Source organism: Magnetospirillum aberrantis SpK, assembly GCF_011022235.1.
Lineage (GTDB): Bacteria > Pseudomonadota > Alphaproteobacteria > Rhodospirillales > Magnetospirillaceae > Magnetospirillum > Magnetospirillum aberrantis.
The window spans coordinates 118,875-134,884 of sequence record NZ_JAAIYP010000045.1 but is presented as its reverse complement, the minus strand read 5'-3'; the positions used below and the strand labels follow the sequence as shown (position 1 = coordinate 134,884).

Annotated in this window: 19 protein-coding genes, 1 tRNA gene and 1 pseudogene; 4 read left to right on the top strand and 17 right to left on the bottom strand. The window is 62.5% G+C overall.

What is annotated here, in order from left to right; all coding sequences use genetic code 11:
• Positions 1-62: 62 nt before the first annotated feature.
• Both G4223_RS18630 and G4223_RS18625 read left to right on the top strand, forming a co-directional pair.
• Positions 63-446 carry a peptidoglycan-binding domain-containing protein gene (locus G4223_RS18630; protein WP_163682828.1) on the top strand — a complete coding sequence of 128 codons (384 nt, stop codon included), beginning with the start codon at positions 63-65 and terminating at the stop codon, positions 444-446.
• Between the two features lie 44 nt (positions 447-490).
• Positions 491-994, top strand: coding sequence for a radical SAM protein (locus tag G4223_RS18625; RefSeq protein ID WP_163682827.1), 504 nt, complete (start codon positions 491-493; stop codon positions 992-994).
• Here G4223_RS18625 and G4223_RS20140 read toward each other — a convergent pair.
• Together G4223_RS20140 and G4223_RS20135 are read right to left on the bottom strand one after the other, a co-directional pair.
• Entirely contained in the window at positions 937-1,320 is a 384-nt protein-coding gene (locus G4223_RS20140; RefSeq protein WP_241004226.1) for a hypothetical protein, read from the bottom strand. The two genes, G4223_RS18625 and G4223_RS20140, sit on opposite strands and share 58 nt — an antisense overlap.
• Positions 1,321-1,361: 41 nt before the next feature.
• A pseudogene (locus G4223_RS20135) lies at positions 1,362-1,502 on the bottom strand (hypothetical protein); the annotation flags it as partial.
• A 456-nt stretch (positions 1,503-1,958) separates the two neighbouring features.
• Between G4223_RS20135 and G4223_RS18615 the strand changes: the two are divergent.
• Positions 1,959-2,043, top strand: a tRNA-Leu gene (locus G4223_RS18615).
• A 146-nt stretch (positions 2,044-2,189) separates the two neighbouring features.
• Positions 2,190-2,333: a hypothetical protein gene (locus G4223_RS18610; RefSeq protein WP_163682823.1), complete on the top strand. Its 144-nt coding sequence runs from the start codon at positions 2,190-2,192 to the stop codon at positions 2,331-2,333.
• Positions 2,334-2,338: 5 nt separating this feature from the next.
• Here G4223_RS18610 and G4223_RS18605 read toward each other — a convergent pair whose 3' ends face one another.
• From G4223_RS18605 to G4223_RS18535, 15 genes are all read right to left on the bottom strand, one after another.
• Positions 2,339-4,774, bottom strand: coding sequence for a hypothetical protein (locus G4223_RS18605; protein WP_163682821.1), 2,436 nt, complete (start codon positions 4,772-4,774; stop codon positions 2,339-2,341).
• Between the two features lie 11 nt (positions 4,775-4,785).
• Positions 4,786-6,513 carry a hypothetical protein gene (locus G4223_RS18600; RefSeq protein WP_163682820.1) on the bottom strand — a complete coding sequence of 576 codons (1,728 nt, stop codon included), beginning with the start codon at positions 6,511-6,513 and terminating at the stop codon, positions 4,786-4,788.
• On the bottom strand, positions 6,513-9,104 hold the full coding sequence (locus G4223_RS18595; RefSeq protein ID WP_163682818.1) for a hypothetical protein: 2,592 nt from the start codon (positions 9,102-9,104) through the stop codon (positions 6,513-6,515). The genes G4223_RS18600 and G4223_RS18595 overlap by 1 nt, the downstream gene beginning before the upstream one ends.
• Positions 9,104-9,652 carry a hypothetical protein gene (locus tag G4223_RS18590; protein ID WP_205762574.1) on the bottom strand — a complete coding sequence of 183 codons (549 nt, stop codon included), beginning with the start codon at positions 9,650-9,652 and terminating at the stop codon, positions 9,104-9,106. Before G4223_RS18590 ends, G4223_RS18595 begins: the two co-directional genes overlap by 1 nt.
• A gap of 2 nt (positions 9,653-9,654) precedes the next feature.
• Positions 9,655-9,966, bottom strand: coding sequence for a hypothetical protein (locus tag G4223_RS18585; RefSeq protein WP_163682816.1), 312 nt, complete (start codon positions 9,964-9,966; stop codon positions 9,655-9,657).
• 12 nt (positions 9,967-9,978) lie between these two features.
• Positions 9,979-10,131 (bottom strand): hypothetical protein, encoded by a 153-nt coding sequence (locus tag G4223_RS18580; RefSeq protein ID WP_163682814.1) that lies wholly within the window; start codon positions 10,129-10,131, stop codon positions 9,979-9,981.
• A 14-nt stretch (positions 10,132-10,145) separates the two neighbouring features.
• Positions 10,146-10,547, bottom strand: coding sequence for a Bbp16 family capsid cement protein (locus G4223_RS18575; RefSeq protein ID WP_163682812.1), 402 nt, complete (start codon positions 10,545-10,547; stop codon positions 10,146-10,148).
• A complete protein-coding gene (locus G4223_RS18570) occupies positions 10,544-11,275 on the bottom strand; it encodes a GIL1 family protein (protein WP_163682810.1) in 732 nt (243 codons plus the stop codon). Before G4223_RS18570 ends, G4223_RS18575 begins: the two co-directional genes overlap by 4 nt.
• Entirely contained in the window at positions 11,250-11,768 is a 519-nt protein-coding gene (locus G4223_RS18565) for a hypothetical protein (RefSeq protein ID WP_163682808.1), read from the bottom strand. The genes G4223_RS18570 and G4223_RS18565 overlap by 26 nt, the downstream gene beginning before the upstream one ends.
• Before the next feature lie 90 nt (positions 11,769-11,858).
• A complete protein-coding gene (locus tag G4223_RS18560) occupies positions 11,859-12,182 on the bottom strand; it encodes a hypothetical protein (RefSeq protein ID WP_163682806.1) in 324 nt (107 codons plus the stop codon).
• Positions 12,183-12,207: 25 nt separating this feature from the next.
• The gene (locus G4223_RS18555) at positions 12,208-12,444 is read right to left on the bottom strand and encodes a hypothetical protein (RefSeq protein ID WP_163682804.1); all 237 of its coding nucleotides are present in this window, start codon (positions 12,442-12,444) and stop codon (positions 12,208-12,210) included.
• A 346-nt stretch (positions 12,445-12,790) separates the two neighbouring features.
• Complete coding sequence (locus G4223_RS18550; protein WP_163682802.1) at positions 12,791-14,824, bottom strand: AAA family ATPase; 2,034 nt, start codon at positions 14,822-14,824, stop codon at positions 12,791-12,793.
• A 14-nt stretch (positions 14,825-14,838) separates the two neighbouring features.
• The gene (locus G4223_RS18545) at positions 14,839-15,153 is read right to left on the bottom strand and encodes a hypothetical protein (protein ID WP_163682801.1); all 315 of its coding nucleotides are present in this window, start codon (positions 15,151-15,153) and stop codon (positions 14,839-14,841) included.
• Complete coding sequence (locus G4223_RS18540) at positions 15,150-15,395, bottom strand: hypothetical protein (RefSeq protein WP_163682799.1); 246 nt, start codon at positions 15,393-15,395, stop codon at positions 15,150-15,152. The genes G4223_RS18545 and G4223_RS18540 overlap by 4 nt, the downstream gene beginning before the upstream one ends.
• Before the next feature lie 366 nt (positions 15,396-15,761).
• Positions 15,762-15,998, bottom strand: coding sequence for a hypothetical protein (locus tag G4223_RS18535; RefSeq protein WP_163682797.1), 237 nt, complete (start codon positions 15,996-15,998; stop codon positions 15,762-15,764).
• Positions 15,999-16,010: the final 12 nt, after the last annotated feature.

Below are 16,010 nucleotides of genomic sequence, written 5' to 3'. Positions count from 1 at the left end.
CTCGCCTGCCCCACTGAATGTGGCCAGCAAGTCAAATCAATTGGAACAAATGGAGTACATCTATGTCATGGTTCAAACTGAAAGATCCCTTCGGAACGAACTATCGCGTCGACAAAGGCGATCTAATGAACACCAAGCGGGCACTCAACCAACTTGGCTACTACAGCATCCCTGCCAATCGTGGCATCGATGATTGGACCGACGATGCCACGTTCGACGGCATCCGGCGGTTTCAACGCGACAGCGGCTTGAAGGTCGATGCCTTCATGCGTCCGGGCGGGCCGACCGAAGCCGCCATCAATCAACGTCTACAGCACTCATCGTTTGGAGCGCCCAAAGCCTTCAACCTGTCAGCCATGGAATCGTTGATGGGGTGTCACTGCGGCCCGGAAGGCGACCAGCCATTTCACCCCCGTCCCGATGAGGACATTCTGTCCGTGCGCTGATCAACGAGTTGGCGAGCGTCCAATGCCTTTGCCTGGGGAATGACATGACAAACATCGTAAGCCGAGCCCTTGTTTCACTTCCCCGTGAAGAAGGATTGCTGCTCATCAATCGGAACAATTTGCGTGCGGCTCTCCTTCCCTCAGAGGCAGTCGCAAACCTTGAGGACGCTGTCGCGGCCAGAACCCCTTATCCGCCAGGGGAATTCGGTGACGCAATTGCGGAAATCGGTTTTGCCATCCCTCCCGACAGCCCTTGGTATGTTCACATTGTTTTGCGAGACCGCCCCGCAGCAAATTTCGGACGCGTTACCTGGGAAATTACCGAACGCTGCAACTTTCGATGCGTTCACTGTTACCTTGACGAAAAAGAGCAACGGGGATTGCCCCTGACCCAACGCCTGCAGGTTCTTGACAAATTGGAACGCGCCGGGTGCCTGTGGCTTCAGATTACAGGCGGCGAAGCATTGGCCGACCCACTCTTCGAAGAAACTTATCGGGCGGCCTGGGAGCGGGGAATGGTCATCTCCGTCCTGACCAATGGCGCGTAGGGATAGACCGGGTGCTGGGGATGAGGATCGGTGACCAGAACCTTGTCGCCATTGCGCACCAATCCCGCCTCGACCATGGCGATGAAGCGGTTGACCTGCTGGTTCTTCCACAGATTGGTGGTGGCGAAGTTGAGGAACGCCCCGGCGCTGGTTCGCTGCGTACCGCCATCACCCGGCACGTTGACGATGTTGAGGACACCGCTGTCGATAGCTTCCTGGCCGAAGCCCGCAGGGTCCATATGGACCCGCGCCGCGCCCCCCTGGGCCTCGGCATGGGCGGCGATCTGCCTGGGAACACCCGCGAACCAACGGTCATCACCGCGCAATCGTGCTCGGCATATGGATCGTTGTCTGGCGTGAAATCGGAAAACGCTGCCACGGCAGCGAGCACATCCAAGATGACTTGGTGACCGAGGGCCTGAATGCCCCTGGTGATGACCACCTTGCCACAACTGTGGTCGCGGCGGAGTTGGTCGTTGAGTGCGGCGATACGTTCCGTCCGGTCCATGCGGCCCTCGCTGTTACGCGGGCACGTTTCCGGGATTGGGCATTGCGCCCGGTGCTGCTGCTATAGCTGCGGAACGCGCGGGGCGTCTACAGGCTGCGCTTTCCCATCCCCAGTACCTTGGTGCTGGGCACCCCGCGACGAGCTGTGTGCGAGCACGGCAGGGCTGCGCAAGCGTTGTTGATCCGTGTTGGGAGGAAAACGTACACAGTTTGGCCGACTGTGTATTGGTGGGGACGGCGGGACTTGAACCCGCAAGGCCGAAGCCGGGCGATTTTAAGTCAAGGTCCAACTTCCTGCCACTACCCACACTTTCGCGCAACCGCTTATATCGTGCGCCCTTCAAGCAGTACGGGTTAACTGCGGCTAAGAAAAACTAGTGGGATTCGGCAAGAATCAGGCTGGCGGTTACGCGCACTTTACGCAGCGGGTGGACACCGGTAACATGCCGCCCGCCCTGCCGTGGTGGCGAAATTGGTATACGCAGTGGACTTAAAATTCACCTCCTTATGGATTGCGGGTTCGAGTCCCGCCCACGGCACCACCCCCTAGCATCGCCCGGATTTCGGGCTACAATGGCGCTGAGGCGTCGGCACGGCTAGCTGTGTCATCCGTGCCCGAGAGGGCGCCAATGTCTGTCGTAGTGGCGTCGCCGCCTCCCCGACCGGGAACCATGCGCAGGGGGATGGGATGAACGACGAAAACCCCGTACTGGACGAACCGACGGAGACAAGCGACGCCAAGCGCGCGATGCTGGCCCTTGTCCAGTCGCTGGCACGCCAGCAGGCCCGGCGGGACCATGACAGCCACGGGGGCGAATCGGGCCACGACTGACAGCCCTACCGTCCCGTGGCCGCAGACAGGTCCGGGGCGCGATCCGGCAAGGTGCTGCCGGGCCGCCACCAATAGTCCTGCCCCCAATCCTGGTGCGCCCGCTGGCGCATCCGCGAGAGGTAGCCGGGCGACATTATTTCCTGAATGTCCTGCAAGCCGGCGTGATCCAGGGCGGCTTTCGCGTACCAGAGATTGACGAACGGCAGGTGGGACCGGGCGAAGCGCACGGCTTCGGCGCCCGCGTGCGTTTTTTCGCCTCGGATGCCCTGGCCGATATTGCCCACGGTCAGGTCCACCGCTTCCAATCCGCTGCCGACCACGGGGCCGAACAAGTTCATCCAGTTCGGAACGCCCGCCCGGTTCTGGCCCCCCATCCCGGTGTAGAGGAAATCGCCGAAAATGCCGACACCGCCGCCCTGGGCGAACGCCGCGCCCCAAAACTTCGCACTGGTCATGTCGCGGGGGTCTTTCCCGTTGACCAGATCCTTGAGTTCCAAGGCTAGGCCGCCGAAGATGGTCAGCGCCGTGGTCAGACCGACGCCATAGGCAACTGCGGATGCCTTCTCGCCGACGCGCCACTGGTCGGCCACACGCCCCCAATGGCGGGAAATCATCGCCATCGGAAAGCCCTTGAACAGCATGATAGAGCGCAGGAATTCACCCTCGATGGTGCCCTTCTGCGTGCCACGGATGACAGCGGCGCGGGTTTGCAGGTCTTGGGCCAGGGAGGCGAACTCGGATTCATCAACAATCGCCCCCAGCAGCTTGGACACGGCCCGGCTCTGGTCGCGTAGCGACAGTCCGGCCGCCTGTAAATCGGCTTCCGAGATACCGCGAAGGGCTTGCAGGGTCAGCATGTCGCTACCGCGCCATTTCTCGGGCGTGGCGAGGCGCCACACCGCGAAATCCCTCTCGGTGACGCCAAGGCGTTCGAGGCGTGCCCGGTCCCCGGCTTCAAGTGCCGACCAGTCGAGGCGGGACAGCTTGCCCATAGCCCCCATCATCGTGACGGAAAAGCCGCGCCGGATGGCGTTCGTCCACGCTTCCAGCAGGCTGGCCTTCATCGTCGCGTTGGCAAGTTTGCCCGTCCAGCCCTTGCCGATATTGCCTTCGGCCCAGCGGTTCATGTCGCTGACGATGGAATCGGCGACCAAACCGGCCCGATTGGCGTAATCGGCCGATTCCTTGCCGAAGGAGCGGATCAGATTGACCAAGGAATTTCCGACGCCCAACCGGTTGAAGCCGGTCGTCGCGAAATAGGTGGGCAGGTCGGTGACGCTGGAAATGAACGCGCTCCCCAGCTTCCCGAACACCTCGATGTTCCGCACCCCCTGGGCAATTTCCGCGAGCCGGACGTTCGCCACTAGCCCCGTGCTGCCGTTGAGCACGTCCCACATGTTCTGCGTGCTGACCAGCCAGGGGCCGACCAAATCCGATTGGCCCGTTTTCCTGGCGGTATCATGCAGGAAGCCCCACTGCGTTTGCGGATTGGGGCCGAATTCCTCCACCAGTGCGATATCCTTGGCGAGGCGGGACACGTGGCCCTGCATTGCCGACAGGATGCCCCCGCGGTTGTAGCTGGCGGCATAGGTCAGGTAGCTGGCAGCGTCCTTGAAGTGAATGACGCGCTGTTCGTTTCCGCGGTTGGCGCGCATCCCGTTGCCGCCGGGCTGCCCCGGTTGCAGCTTGTTCAGACCGCCCGTTGAAAGGGTTTCCCACGCCTGGTTGAGCAGAGCGACCATCTGCGCGTCGTTCAGCAGCACCCCGTTTTCGTCGATGTAGCGGGAGCGATCGAGCAGCGGCAGGGTATCGCTCACCCATTTTGCCTGACCAGCCTTGAGAACGCGCAAATCGTCGTGCGGCTGGGGCAGATAGCCGTAATCCAGCTTGCCCACATCGCCGCCGGCCGCGTTGAACCGCTGGCGCATGGCCTCCACGGTATCAAGCCAGGCTTTGGCCCCCTTCGCAGCCAGAGGGCTGCCGGTGTGCTCGCCGAAAATTTCACGCACCAAGGCGGCAGCTTCGCGGGAATTCTCGACCATGCCCAAGAATTTGGGATGCACGGCGTTGAGCGTGTCGATAAGGCCTGAGAAATATTCGTTGCCCACGCCCTTGGCGAACCTGTTGGCGTCGTCCAGCACACGGGCGATGGCCTGAAACGGTTTCAAACCTTCGGAAACCAGCGTGCTGTACCGGTTCATGACCTTGTCGTGCGCCAGGATCGTCAGTGCCACGCGCTGCTTGCGCTTGGCCGCCTCATGCAACAGGGCTTTCCCGGCTTCGGCTCCCGCCTGCCGCAGGCGTTCGTCCCGGCCAAGCTGCCGCCACGTGGTCGGGTCTTTGCGGGCCAACTGCCGCATGCTGTCGAGAATGCGGGCCTCGACGTTCTCCGCCTCCCGCTGGGTGATGCTGCGCCCGATGGCCTGGGCGACGGCGTTCATGCATTCTTGCCTCATAGCGGAAACCTCAAAGCGCAGTTGACGGCCGCATCGAATGCGGCGGTTTCGACCTTGGCCTGCTGTTCAACGTCCTTCACATGGCGGATCAGGTCGGCTATCGGGACTTCGGTTCCATCATCCAGGCGGATCAGGGCGTCCGGGTTGCGCATCGCCACTTCCAGGGCCTGGAACTGTTCGGGCGTTTCCGCCTTGATGGCGGGATGCTTGTTGCCGAGGGCGTCGGCCGCCCGTTTCAGGGAACCAAGCTGTTCGGCACCGGCCAGGGAATCGCCCCCGAGGGTGGGCCGTTCACGGGAAACCGGCATTCCCTGCGCATCGTCCGCCGCGCGGACGGAAACTACATGGCGGCCCGGCTGACCATCGGCCGGAGCGTCGGAATAGGTGACAACGCGGGGCAGGCCGTCGGCATCCGTGCGGGCGATCCGCCACGAACGGGACTGAACACCCGAGGGAGCGGTTTCCTCGATAGGCTCAAACCGCCGGAAAAGCTCGGGGAAACCCCGGATATCTTCGCGGGTGATGCGCTGGCTGGGCTTTCCTTCGCCGTGATCCCACACGAACCGCACATCGCCCCAGCCGGGGGCTTTTACCGTGGCCTCGGTGAGGTTCCCCCAGCTTTCAGGCGCACCCAAGGCCCCGTCGATGTCTTCGGAGCGGACATGTCGCAGCGGGTCGACCGCCTCCTTGGCATCGCTTTCCGCTACTCGCCGGTAGGCCGCGTCGAGCCGTGCCGGGTCGGGGGCCACCCGTTGGGCCACGCTGACCGGCTCCCCGGCGTCAAGCTGCTGTCGGGCCAGGGCTTGGGCATCACTCGCCGCGCTGGCCGTTGCCGGATCGCCTTTCGCGGTCAAGCTGTCCCCTTCCCGAACCCGCACCTCATGCATGGTCAGCGCGGCGGCGTGTTCGTCTTCCGTCAAGCGCGGACCCTTGGCAGAACCATGGAACGCAGCGCCGAAAGCGCCGCCCGTGATGGCCGCCACGGTCAGGTTCACCGGGTCGAAAGGCTGGTATTGGGCGGCGATCTGGTCGTAATTGGCGTGTTCCAGCAGCAGGCGGGTGCTGCCAACGTCCAGTACGTTCAGGGCGGGATTGATGACCGCCCCGGCAACGGCGCTTTGCAGACGGGTGGCGCCGATGGCGGCGGGAACGCGCAGACCAACAGCACCGGCAGCGCCGGAAATCAACCCCGCGGCGGCAGCCGTCCCGCCGTCAACGCCCTGGTCGGTCAATTCCTTGGCCTGGTTGACGCCGATATCGAGGCCGAACATGACGGGACCGGCGTAAGGCCCCGCCAACGAATAGGCGCCTGCCTTCACCAAGCTGCTGACCACGCCGTGCGCGATCTGCCCGGCCGTACCCACCGCCGCCGGATCGGGAGCGAAATTCTTGGCGTAGTCCCGCAGGTCACGGGCCGTCTGGCTGTCACCCATCTTGCCGATGGTTTCGGCTTCCAGCGCCTTCATGTCGAAATCGGGCGTTTGGTACCCGAACATCGATGCATAGGCGTTGGCCTCGACCATCGAGGAATAGGCATTGGCCTTGCCGACGGCATCGAGCATTTCCACCCAGGCTGCCGCTGCCGTGACACCCGCGTAGGGCACGGCGTCAGCGACCGTACCGCCGAAGCCCTGCCACGTTCCGACCTTGGGCGGTTCATAGGGCCGCAGGATAGACTGCGAGAGCGAGGTATCCCGCTCGACGGGGAACATTTCGTCGAACATCACGGATCAACCTTGAGGATGAAGGGCCGATTTTCCGCCGTGCGCACCACATCGTTGCCGGACATGATGAGGTAGGTGCCTTGGCCGTAGGTTTGCAGCCGAGCACCTGGAAGGGCCGCAGCGAGTTCCGCTGCACCGACCTTCTGGCCGCCGATGTTGAAGTCCGCCCCCGTCGCCTTGATGGCGTCGGGCACACGGTGGCGCATGGCGTCGCGGAACTGGTTGTCGCTCCAACCATACGGCTTGGCAATCTTGGCCCCATTGAACTGCATGATCCCACCAGTGGCAAGATCGACGGCGCGGTCCACGTTGTCGTTTCCGTCGGCCTTAAGCTTGGCGAAGATGCCATAAGCGGCTTCGGCGGCGGCGTCCCTGCCCTGCGGCGTCTGGTACACATCGTTGATGGCCTTGTAGATTTCGGCCTTCGCACCGGTTTCCGCCGTCTGGTCGATTTTCGCCCGCTTCTGTTCCAAGGCATCCTTGCCTTGCAGGTACAAGAGCGCGGCATTGTCCCCTTTCTTCGACTGGTACGGGGTGAGCATGGCGGCCACGGCGAGGCTGCTGTCTTTCAGTTGGGTGGCGAGGGACTGAACGCCGTCCGCTCCCGCCGCCTTGAACACGTCGCCCAGGGCGCGGGCCTTGTCGGGGGCCTGCAAGCTGCCGAGGTAAAGACCGAAGGATTCGGCTTCCTGGTCGGCCATGATGGCCGGTCGCGTGCCGAAGCTGCTGGCGATGCTGTACATGGCGGCATGACGCTTGCCGAGTTCCTGCGCCATGGTCTGCGCGTTGCCGAAATTGGTCAGGGGAGAGAAGCCGCGCGCGGGGTCTTGCAGCGCATAAAGGATCGGGTCTTTCTGCCGCGTCTCCATCGTCGATTTCACAGCCCGTTCCAGAATTTCATAGTTCCGAGCACGCGAGGCGAAACCTTCGCCCGCCGATGGCCTGGCCTCGGTGAGCATCTTCGCGAGGTCGGCGTCAGACGCGAACTTGACGCGCTGCAATTCGACGCCCAGGTCCGCCGCGTCGCGCAATTCCCGATACCGCTTGACGCCATCGGTCTGCCCATACGCGCGGATGAACTCGGCTTCGCTGGGCGGATTGCTCGCCGTGCCGCGCGCGAGATATTCGGCCGTCGAATCCTGCACCCTGGCATGCAGAGACTCGCGTAGCTGGGCCATGTCCTGGTGCACCTGCGCTTGCGCAAGTTGGAACACCCGAAGGCGCTGGTCGGGCGGCAGGCCGTCGAGAACGGAAACCCCGGTCACGGCGTCGGGGGAACGCCAGTAGGGTGCGGCGATTTCTCCCTTGTCGGTGCTGCTGGGAAGGGCGGTCGTGCCCAGGGCGGCCCCTACGCCCGCATCGATCTGCGCATTGCTGTAGGGCTGCTTGCCGTTCTCAACCTGGATCATGGAGCGGACGACCTTGCCCAGGGTATTGGCGTCGTGCAGATCAATAGGCGCATCGGTCTTCACCCCCAGCGCCTTCGCCACCGATGCGGCATAGCCGGGGGTGTCGTTCTCGGTGGCCGGTGCCCAGCGGGACACGATGGCCTCCACCGAATTCAGGCCGTACTTGTCCTGATAGGTCAGCAGGTTCTTGCCCATCGCCCGAATTCCCGCCTCGGGAGTGGCGAACGAAGCATAACGCGGGTCGTTGCCGGGAACTTCGCCCTGCCAGGGTTCATCACTCCGCTGAATGTTGCCGGGGTTGTTGTTGCGGACACCTCGCGGCTCACCGGCCAAGGCCGGATTGCCGACCGGCGCCGATCCGGTGGACAAAAGCCAGGGCTTCGCCTTGTCAGCAAGGAGGGGCGCAGCGGATTGAAACAAGTCGGTGGCGATCCTGTCGCGCACCAGCGGGCTGATATCGGATTGGCGCGCCTGATAGTTCGCCAGGGCGCCCAGGGGGTCCGACTGCTGCCACGCTTTGTACCGGGCCTGATAGGTCTGGTCTGCCAGCTTCCGATATTCGTTTTGCGCGGCCTCTTCGCCGCTGCCGGTGGCCGCCGCCTGCTCGTAAACGGTGGCGCGGATAGCGCCGAGGGCTTGGTTGAACGATCCTTCGTCGGCACCCAGGCGGGCAGCACGGTCAACGGCGGTTTCCAGCGTGGCCTTTCGGGTTTCTGCCTGAAACACCGACTGCTGCTTGACCATGTGGGAGGTCATCGACCTGTAGAAATCAAGCTGGAACTGCGCGGCCTGCTGCTTGAAGGCGTCCCGCTGAACGTCGTTCCCCAGGTTCGTGGTGATGCTGTCCGAAACTTCCTTCAATTTGGCGCCGTATTCGTCGGCCAGGGATTTTCCGCCCGGCCGTTCCAGCGCATTGCGCCCCGTGAGTTGTCCGGCCTCGACGGTCAGATCCGTACCGGCCTTCACAAGCTGGTTCATGCCGTCCGCGATGCGTGCACGATTGGCCTGCACCGCCATGTCCTGCGCGATATAGCCGACATGCCCGCCGAAATTCTGCATCGCCATGCCCATTTCTTGGGCCTGCTGTCCGGCCACGGGGGGCATGGCCGGAGCGGAGAAACCGCGAGCGGGTAGCGAATTGGGCGCCACCTGGGGCGTGTTGTAGACCGGAACGCGGGCCATCAGGGCTTGCCCCCCTTGTTCTCAATGATCTTGGTGTAGTCGTACCAACTGGACGCCACCCTGCCGGCACTGCCCAACAGGGACGTTGTGAGCGAACCGAACGGGCTGATACCGGCGGCGGTACCCCGCTTTATCAGGGCGTCGACCTGGGCGTTCGTTCCCTGAAGCCGGTAGCCCCACGCGGATTGCAGCGCGTTGGTGGTGATCGTGTTTTTGTCGATTTCCTTCACGATATCGGTGGACGCCAGCACCTCGGCGGCATTCCCTTCACCCAGGTCAATACCGTTGGCCGCCATCGCGGCGCGCTGTGCGCCTTTGATCTGGCCCGCACGCAAGGTCTGGGCGGCAACTTGCCTTTCCCCGGCCGCAAGCTCGGACTGTGCCCCGAGTTCGGCGACACGGGCGTTGATATCGGCGATGTCGGCCTGAAACTTGAGGCTCGATGCCTGGCTTTTTGCGCTGTAATAGCTGCCGATGGCGCTGTTCACTGCACCGCCAGTATTCGACACCGCCGCTATCATCGCCGTCTGTTCGGATGAGAGGCCCATGACTACGACCCCAACAGCGTGTTCTTGCCCAGGGTCAAGGAAGTCGGGTCAACGCCCTGCGGCCCGGTCAACATGGTGCCGGACTGACCGCCCCTTCCGGTCTGCTGAGCCGCCGACAGGATGGCCGACGTGTCGGGCTTCTTCTGGTTGGCCTGGTTCAAAGCCTGCTGGGCGGCGTTGGCTTGCTTGTCGGCGATTTCTCGCGCTTGGGCCTGGGCCGATTTTTGCGCGTCGGCCGCCCGTTCGCCCGAGTAGATGCCATAGGCCGCGGAAGCGACGGATGCAATGGCAACGGCGGTGATGGCACCGGACATTTCGGCCCTCCCTCAGTATGCCCGGCGCAAGGCCATGCCGAACAGCAGGTCCAAATGCGCGGGGTTGTAGAGCAACTGCAACGCATAGACGGCCTGCCGGAAACACACGTCGGCATGGCCGTTCAGATAGTCGCGGACGAAGGTTCGTTTTTCCTCGGTACTCATGACGCCCCCTCCCTCTATTCCTGACCGCGGGCCGGAAGGTTGCCGACGCGGGCGGCGCTCGAAAAGCCGCTGCCCGCTACCAGCATGGACATGATGTTGAACGCCCCGCTCACCACGTAGCGCAGCCGCAGGTACTTGCGGAGGCCGGCGACGTTGTTCAGCGAAAGGCTGAAAACGGCCTCGCCGGAGGGCTTCGCCACGCCCGCCACCTTCGCCCAGGCCGTGTTGTCGCTGGACGTTTCCAGTTCCACGGTCAGTGTCGCGGCTTCGCTCGACGCGCTGCGAACGACGATCTGCACGGCCATGTCGAGGCCGGCGGGGCTGAGGTTGGGGTGAATTTCCACCGTGTTGGACGAATAGCCCGTCGCGCTCACGTCCTGCTTGTCGGAAAACATGAGGTCGCCGTCGATAATCATGGCTGGATTCCTTCGTTGGCATATTTGCAAGCGTCGGTCATGTACACCGTCAGCTTTTCGACCCGAGCTTCGATGCATTCCTCGATGGGAGACAGATCCAGACGGGGCAAATCGACGTGGGGGTTGACCGCAAATTCACGGAAAATACGAGCCTTGCGGAGTTCATCGGCGACGCAGTGGCCCAACACGCCATCCGTGAAGCGGACGTATATGGGAAGGTGCAAGAACACCGAGGAATAGAAACGGCGTTCGTCAATCTGCTGCGTCAGGGAATAGGCCAGATCACCGCACTGATCGGCGATGGTTTGGAAAGCGGCGATCTGGGCGGCCAGGGCGGCCACGGCATGCCGGATTTCGACGGCGCGGCCCGGCAGCTTGCTGGAAAGCCGCTTGAACTGCGCAAGGGCCTCATCGTTGGCTTTGCGCCGGGCCTGTCGTTCAACCTCGGAATCCTGCGCATGCAGCTTTTCGATACGGCGCCCATAAGACGCGATCATTTCCCGCGTGGCGGCGATTTCCGCCTGCAATCGCTTCACGTCGTTGGGCTTGTTGGCATCCGCGGCATCGTCGAGGGCGATCCGCAAGGTATCGAGGCTTTTTTCAAGGCGGACCTTTTCCTCGGTCGCCGCCTGAATTTTGGGATTGAGTGGCATCCTGGTGCGGCCCTTTCTCTGGTTGGCGAAACAACCCGAGAATGCCATGTCACCAGATGCTTGCGGGCTTCGCACACGCAGAAAACACGCCAGCTAGGCGCAGCCTCAACGACATATCAAAGCACGCCGATCCGTCCTGTTGGACCTTGATGCCCCGAATAGCCACCGCCAGGGGCGGGTATCGCCGGTCAACCCACTCCGCGGCGCGCGCCAAGGCGTTGCGCAGCCCGTTTGATGTCATGCCCTTGTCGGCGGCGAAGTAGACCAGGGGGGCGCTGGGGCCTTCCAGAAAGATGTCCCAGGCCGCTTTCAGACCGACCAAGCCCGGATTGGGTACCGCGCGGGCATCGTCTTCCGAACCGAGCAGCACATAGCCGGGCACCTCAAAGGAAAAGATGAGCGGCAGGGCTTCCCGCCGCGCCTGACGGTCCAGCCAGGCGAGCGTGGCGCGGGCGTCGTCCGGGGGCAAACGGTTGGCGAGCACTTGGCCGACCGGACTATCCGCCGGGTACTGCTGCAAGGTCATGATTAGGCGGCGCAGGGCCGCAGGGATGTCTTTGTCGTCCATTTCGAGGCCCTTCTTACACGCCAAATTACGCGAAGCGCCGGAATGGCGCGGATTTCCTTGGGTTTTGAAAGTCTACATATCTGTTGAGGGTCAAATCAGGTCGCTCACATCGTCGGGATTGACCTGTCGGCGAAGGAGGGCCGTCATCTTGTGCAGCCGCTTCTCCATACGTTCCCGCTTCCTGGCTGCCCAACGTGGTTCTGGCCGCCGCCGCTTCTTTGGCATGGTTTCCACCCGCAGTTCCGCGTGCAGGCTGTCGGCGTCTGCAAGCCGGGAGCGGAGCACCTTCAACATTTCCTCGACCAGAGGCCAATTCTTGAAACGGAAGTGGTCCTGCGAGAGACACCACGCGATGTACGCAGTGGGCATCGCTTCGATAGGCTGGCCCTTAAATTTCCCGATAGACATTTCCATGACAAAACCCTTCATATCCGGTGGGCTATTCCTGAACGCGCACTTTCTTTTCGTGTAGTACGAACTGACCGCGCCGCCTGTACTTGCAGATGTCCGCGATGCAGCTTTTCGACACATCGAATTTATCGGCCAGGACGCCGTAGCTCATGCCGCTTTCACGCAATTGGCGGATCAACTCGACTTCGCTATCCGTCAGCTTCGCCCCCGGATGGTCTTCGCCGCAGCGCAGACCGGCTTCGTTAACTGCGACCACCCTGAACATCAATGCGCCCTCCTTCTGTCCTGCACGATCCGCTCGCGCGTTTTTTAGGTGTGCGGATGTGCGGATCGCACCCGGGCAGCGCCCTGTTTTCTATATCGCGCGCCCGCGTGTGCGATGCGTGCCGTTTGACGGCACCGTGTGGCACCCCCGCCGCGTCGCACCGGGGAGCCGGAATTTCGGCCAGGGGTCTTTGTAAAATTTTGCACCTTCACCCCGCGCCACTGCACCACTGCACCACCCCTATAGGGTGGTGGTGCGGTGCGGTGCAGATGGGCGGATCGCGCGCCGCACCTTGGTGCACCAAGGTGCAAAAGATGGTGCAAGGTGCATGTAATTTTCTGCACGTTCATTCCGCCACCTTGATGTAATCGCCGTCCAAACGGTACGGCGCGTCATCGCCTTCGCAGACCGCGCGCAAGGCGCGATCCGCACGCTGCTTTCGGGCATCGCGCTTGCCTTCTTCCGCGACGGGGCCGCGGACCAGCATTTCGGCGACCACTGCGGAAGGCTCGATGCCCTCGGTCTGACCGATAGCGAACTCGTTCAGGATTTCGAGAGCCAATCGCTGCCATATGCCCAGCGGTCGCTGTCGGCCGCAGGCGGCGGGAACGGTGTCGGCACGTTCCACGACGCAGGAATCAACCACGTCGCCGTCGTCATCCATGCCGATAGGCACCTTCACCAAATCGAAGCCCCATTCGAGGCCGTCCTCCCCGTCCTTCTGCTTGGAAATCCGGGCGATGCGTCCGTTCGGTAGGCGCAGGACTTCAATCTCGGCATCGGCCGCCGCCTTGAGGCCGGACCAGCCGCGCGCCCCCCTGGTTGGATCTTTGCCTGCGTGGTGGATCAGGACGACGACCGCGCCCGTGGCCCGGTGGATGCCCCGGCAGTGCGTGAGGGCCTTGCCGATGTCTTCCGCCGCGTTCTCGTTGGCGCCGGGTGTGACCTGGGCAAAGGTGTCCACGAACACCACGTCGGCGGAGCCGATGGCCCGCGCCACGTCCAGCGCGTCGTCCTTTTGCAGGAAATTGGGGGCCGCGTGGATGATGCCCAGCGGCAGGCTATCCAGGCTGACGCCTCGGGCCTGTTCGTAGGCGCGCAAGCGATTTCGGAAGCCGCCGCCACCTTCCGCTGCGATGTAGACCACGCGGCCCGGCTTGGTGCGATTGCCCCACCAGTCAGCCCCGCGCGCGATGGCTGCGGCCATGTCCAAGGCCAGGAAAGATTTTCCCGAACCAGATTCCCCGAACAGCACGACAAGTTCGGCACGGGGAACCACGCCCTTGATGATCCAGTCGGGCGCCCGCCCGCGGGAGAACTCCCCCGCTGGGACCACATGAAAACGCCCGCCGTCGTTCCGCGCGTCCATCGTCGGCGGTGTGAATTCGTCGAGGGAAAAGACGTTCAGGCCAACGCCATGCTCTTTGGCGAGCTTGACCAAGTATCGGGCCGTGACCGGCCTGCCCCCCTGGCCACCGAAGGAACCCCACTTTTGTTGAAGAGGGTCGGCCCCTGGGTATTTGCTTCCACCGGCCGACCAGTCGTTCCAAAAGTCGAAGCCTTCGCCGTCGGTTTCATGGTGCAGGGCCATGCCAACATTCAGCCAGTCGCCATAGCCCATGTCGGGATCGAGCACGGCCAGGGCCGCTTTGATCTGGTCCGGGGTGAGGCCAAGGCACGGTTCATAGGTCAACAGGGGATCGGCGGTGCTGGCGCTGGACGGTACGCGGTTGAACCGCTTTGCGGCCAACGCCTGAACTTCGGTTGTCACGTCCGCGATGGTGTCCGCCGTCCCCAACATTTCGGTGACGGGAAGCGTTTTGCCGGTGAACGTGACGAACCCGGAATCGCTGAACACCTCGAAACCGAATTCCCCCTTGGTGTCCTTGCCATTGCCCAAGTTGCCCCGCATGAAGGCCCGGACTCCGTTGCCGGACGGCGAATATTCGGCGTAGGTGCCGGCGACCAGCTTTTCCACGTCCTGATGCACGGTGCCGTCGACGACGCAGCGGTCGAAATCGAGGGCGACCACGTTGAATTCGGGCAGGGTGGCAAATCCCACGCCGTCAAATTGACGACGCTTCGCGGCGTCGGTGGCCGCGTCGAAGGTGACAAGGTGGGCGCGATCCTCGGCGCCACCCTGGGTTCCCTTGCGACGGCCGCCGGTCACGTAGTACGGCACCTTGCGCGGTTTTTTGTCGCCGGGTTCGTAACGCCAGATCAGCCAGGCAGACAAATCCCGAAGTGCGGAGGGTGCGCGTAGCTCACCACAATGTGAGCTACATTCCGTTTCGACCCTCGGTAAACCAAACTCATGACCCAAATTGAAAGCCCCGGTGCCCACCGGGGCTTTCGCCTTTTCGGATGCGATCCGGTTCATGCATGCCCCCCCCGTCACTGGACGTTCAGAGGGGGCGGGGCATCGTCATGCCCTTCTTCCGCCTGTTCGGCACGTACCAACGCGTTGATGTGGTAGACGAGGATTTCCAATCCTGCCAGACCAGCCGGGGTCCGCTTCGTGATTTCCCGTGCCAAGGCCCAGATTGACCACCGGGACTCGCCCGAGCGCACGCTATCGGGGGGCGCAATTTCCTTATTCATGTAGGCGACAAGGAATTCGTCATCGGTCATGTTCAGCGCAGCGGACATGCCGCGTTCGCCAAAGTCGAAGTTGGATAGTGGCGTTGGCCCATGTGCTGTTTTGCTCATGATGCGGCCCTCGCGGCGTCAGTCTGCGTTGCCAACCACTGTTCAAATCGCGACTTGGAAATCAGAATTTTGCGGCGGAAGCCTTTCACGCACGCGGTGTCGAGGCCGTTCTTGTGGCGGTTGAATAGATGCCATTTCAAGGTGTTGATGCTCAGCACCTTGGGGAACATGGCGACCAGTTCGGACGGCTCGTACAGGTCATCCAAAGGGATGGCGTCGGGCCGGTTCTGAGAAGTTTGCATGGGGCAACTCTTCCTGTGAGTCGCCACCGGTCGTTCCGCATAAATTAAAGACCGGCAGCATCGTAGTGCTCCGGTCTATATCTCTCACAGCCCGTCCCAGCCTTTCGACTAGGGGATGACAGTTCCAAGGGCGGTGCGTTCCTTGGGGTCTGCCACCACCACCTTTAGCTTACGCTCGGGGGTGTTGCCTCGTACTCACCAGTCGTCGCGGTCTGGCATCGCTAATGTTCAGCTTCGAGATACTGTCAGTAGATTCCCGCTGCATACTCGAAATGTCAAGCAGTTTCCGAGTGTGAATTTTGCGTAGGTACGACAGCATAAAAGTGGAGGCCGCTGAAGCGGCCCCCACGAGGTCAGTTCGCTATGTTAATGCGCAGACGCATATTTGATCTTTCCGAGGAAGTCTTCGGACTGTTCCAGCAAGGTGACTGCTGTCCATATGAGGTTTACGACTTCTTCGTGGGCGAGACGCTCAAATTTATCGACATACTCACCGTCATACAGAAGAACATTCAGGACGGTGCGGGCCTGGGCCAAGCGGGCTAGCGCGTCGGCGCGGAGTTCACTGCCGGTCGGAATGCTGGTATTGTGCTGTTCAATCATGATGCAACCTCC

What these genes read in the sequence shown, in the direction of transcription:
- G4223_RS18630 (WP_163682828.1), top strand. Translation starts at nt 63, where the DNA reads ATGTCATGGTTCAAACTGAAAGATCCCTTCGGAACGAACTATCGCGTC.
- G4223_RS18625 (WP_163682827.1), top strand. Translation starts at nt 491, where the DNA reads ATGACAAACATCGTAAGCCGAGCCCTTGTTTCACTTCCCCGTGAAGAA.
- G4223_RS18610 (WP_163682823.1), top strand. Translation starts at nt 2,190, where the DNA reads ATGAACGACGAAAACCCCGTACTGGACGAACCGACGGAGACAAGCGAC.
- G4223_RS18605 (WP_163682821.1), bottom strand. Translation starts at nt 4,774, where the DNA reads ATGAACGCCGTCGCCCAGGCCATCGGGCGCAGCATCACCCAGCGGGAG.
- G4223_RS18600 (WP_163682820.1), bottom strand. Translation starts at nt 6,513, where the DNA reads ATGTTCGACGAAATGTTCCCCGTCGAGCGGGATACCTCGCTCTCGCAG.
- G4223_RS18595 (WP_163682818.1), bottom strand. Translation starts at nt 9,104, where the DNA reads ATGGCCCGCGTTCCGGTCTACAACACGCCCCAGGTGGCGCCCAATTCG.
- G4223_RS18590 (WP_205762574.1), bottom strand. Translation starts at nt 9,652, where the DNA reads ATGGGCCTCTCATCCGAACAGACGGCGATGATAGCGGCGGTGTCGAAT.
- G4223_RS18585 (WP_163682816.1), bottom strand. Translation starts at nt 9,966, where the DNA reads ATGTCCGGTGCCATCACCGCCGTTGCCATTGCATCCGTCGCTTCCGCG.
- G4223_RS18580 (WP_163682814.1), bottom strand. Translation starts at nt 10,131, where the DNA reads ATGAGTACCGAGGAAAAACGAACCTTCGTCCGCGACTATCTGAACGGC.
- G4223_RS18575 (WP_163682812.1), bottom strand. Translation starts at nt 10,547, where the DNA reads ATGATTATCGACGGCGACCTCATGTTTTCCGACAAGCAGGACGTGAGC.
- G4223_RS18565 (WP_163682808.1), bottom strand. Translation starts at nt 11,768, where the DNA reads ATGGACGACAAAGACATCCCTGCGGCCCTGCGCCGCCTAATCATGACC.
- G4223_RS18560 (WP_163682806.1), bottom strand. Translation starts at nt 12,182, where the DNA reads ATGGAAATGTCTATCGGGAAATTTAAGGGCCAGCCTATCGAAGCGATG.
- G4223_RS18555 (WP_163682804.1), bottom strand. Translation starts at nt 12,444, where the DNA reads ATGTTCAGGGTGGTCGCAGTTAACGAAGCCGGTCTGCGCTGCGGCGAA.
- G4223_RS18550 (WP_163682802.1), bottom strand. Translation starts at nt 14,824, where the DNA reads ATGAACCGGATCGCATCCGAAAAGGCGAAAGCCCCGGTGGGCACCGGG.
- G4223_RS18545 (WP_163682801.1), bottom strand. Translation starts at nt 15,153, where the DNA reads ATGAGCAAAACAGCACATGGGCCAACGCCACTATCCAACTTCGACTTT.
- G4223_RS18540 (WP_163682799.1), bottom strand. Translation starts at nt 15,395, where the DNA reads ATGCAAACTTCTCAGAACCGGCCCGACGCCATCCCTTTGGATGACCTG.
- G4223_RS18535 (WP_163682797.1), bottom strand. Translation starts at nt 15,998, where the DNA reads ATGATTGAACAGCACAATACCAGCATTCCGACCGGCAGTGAACTCCGC.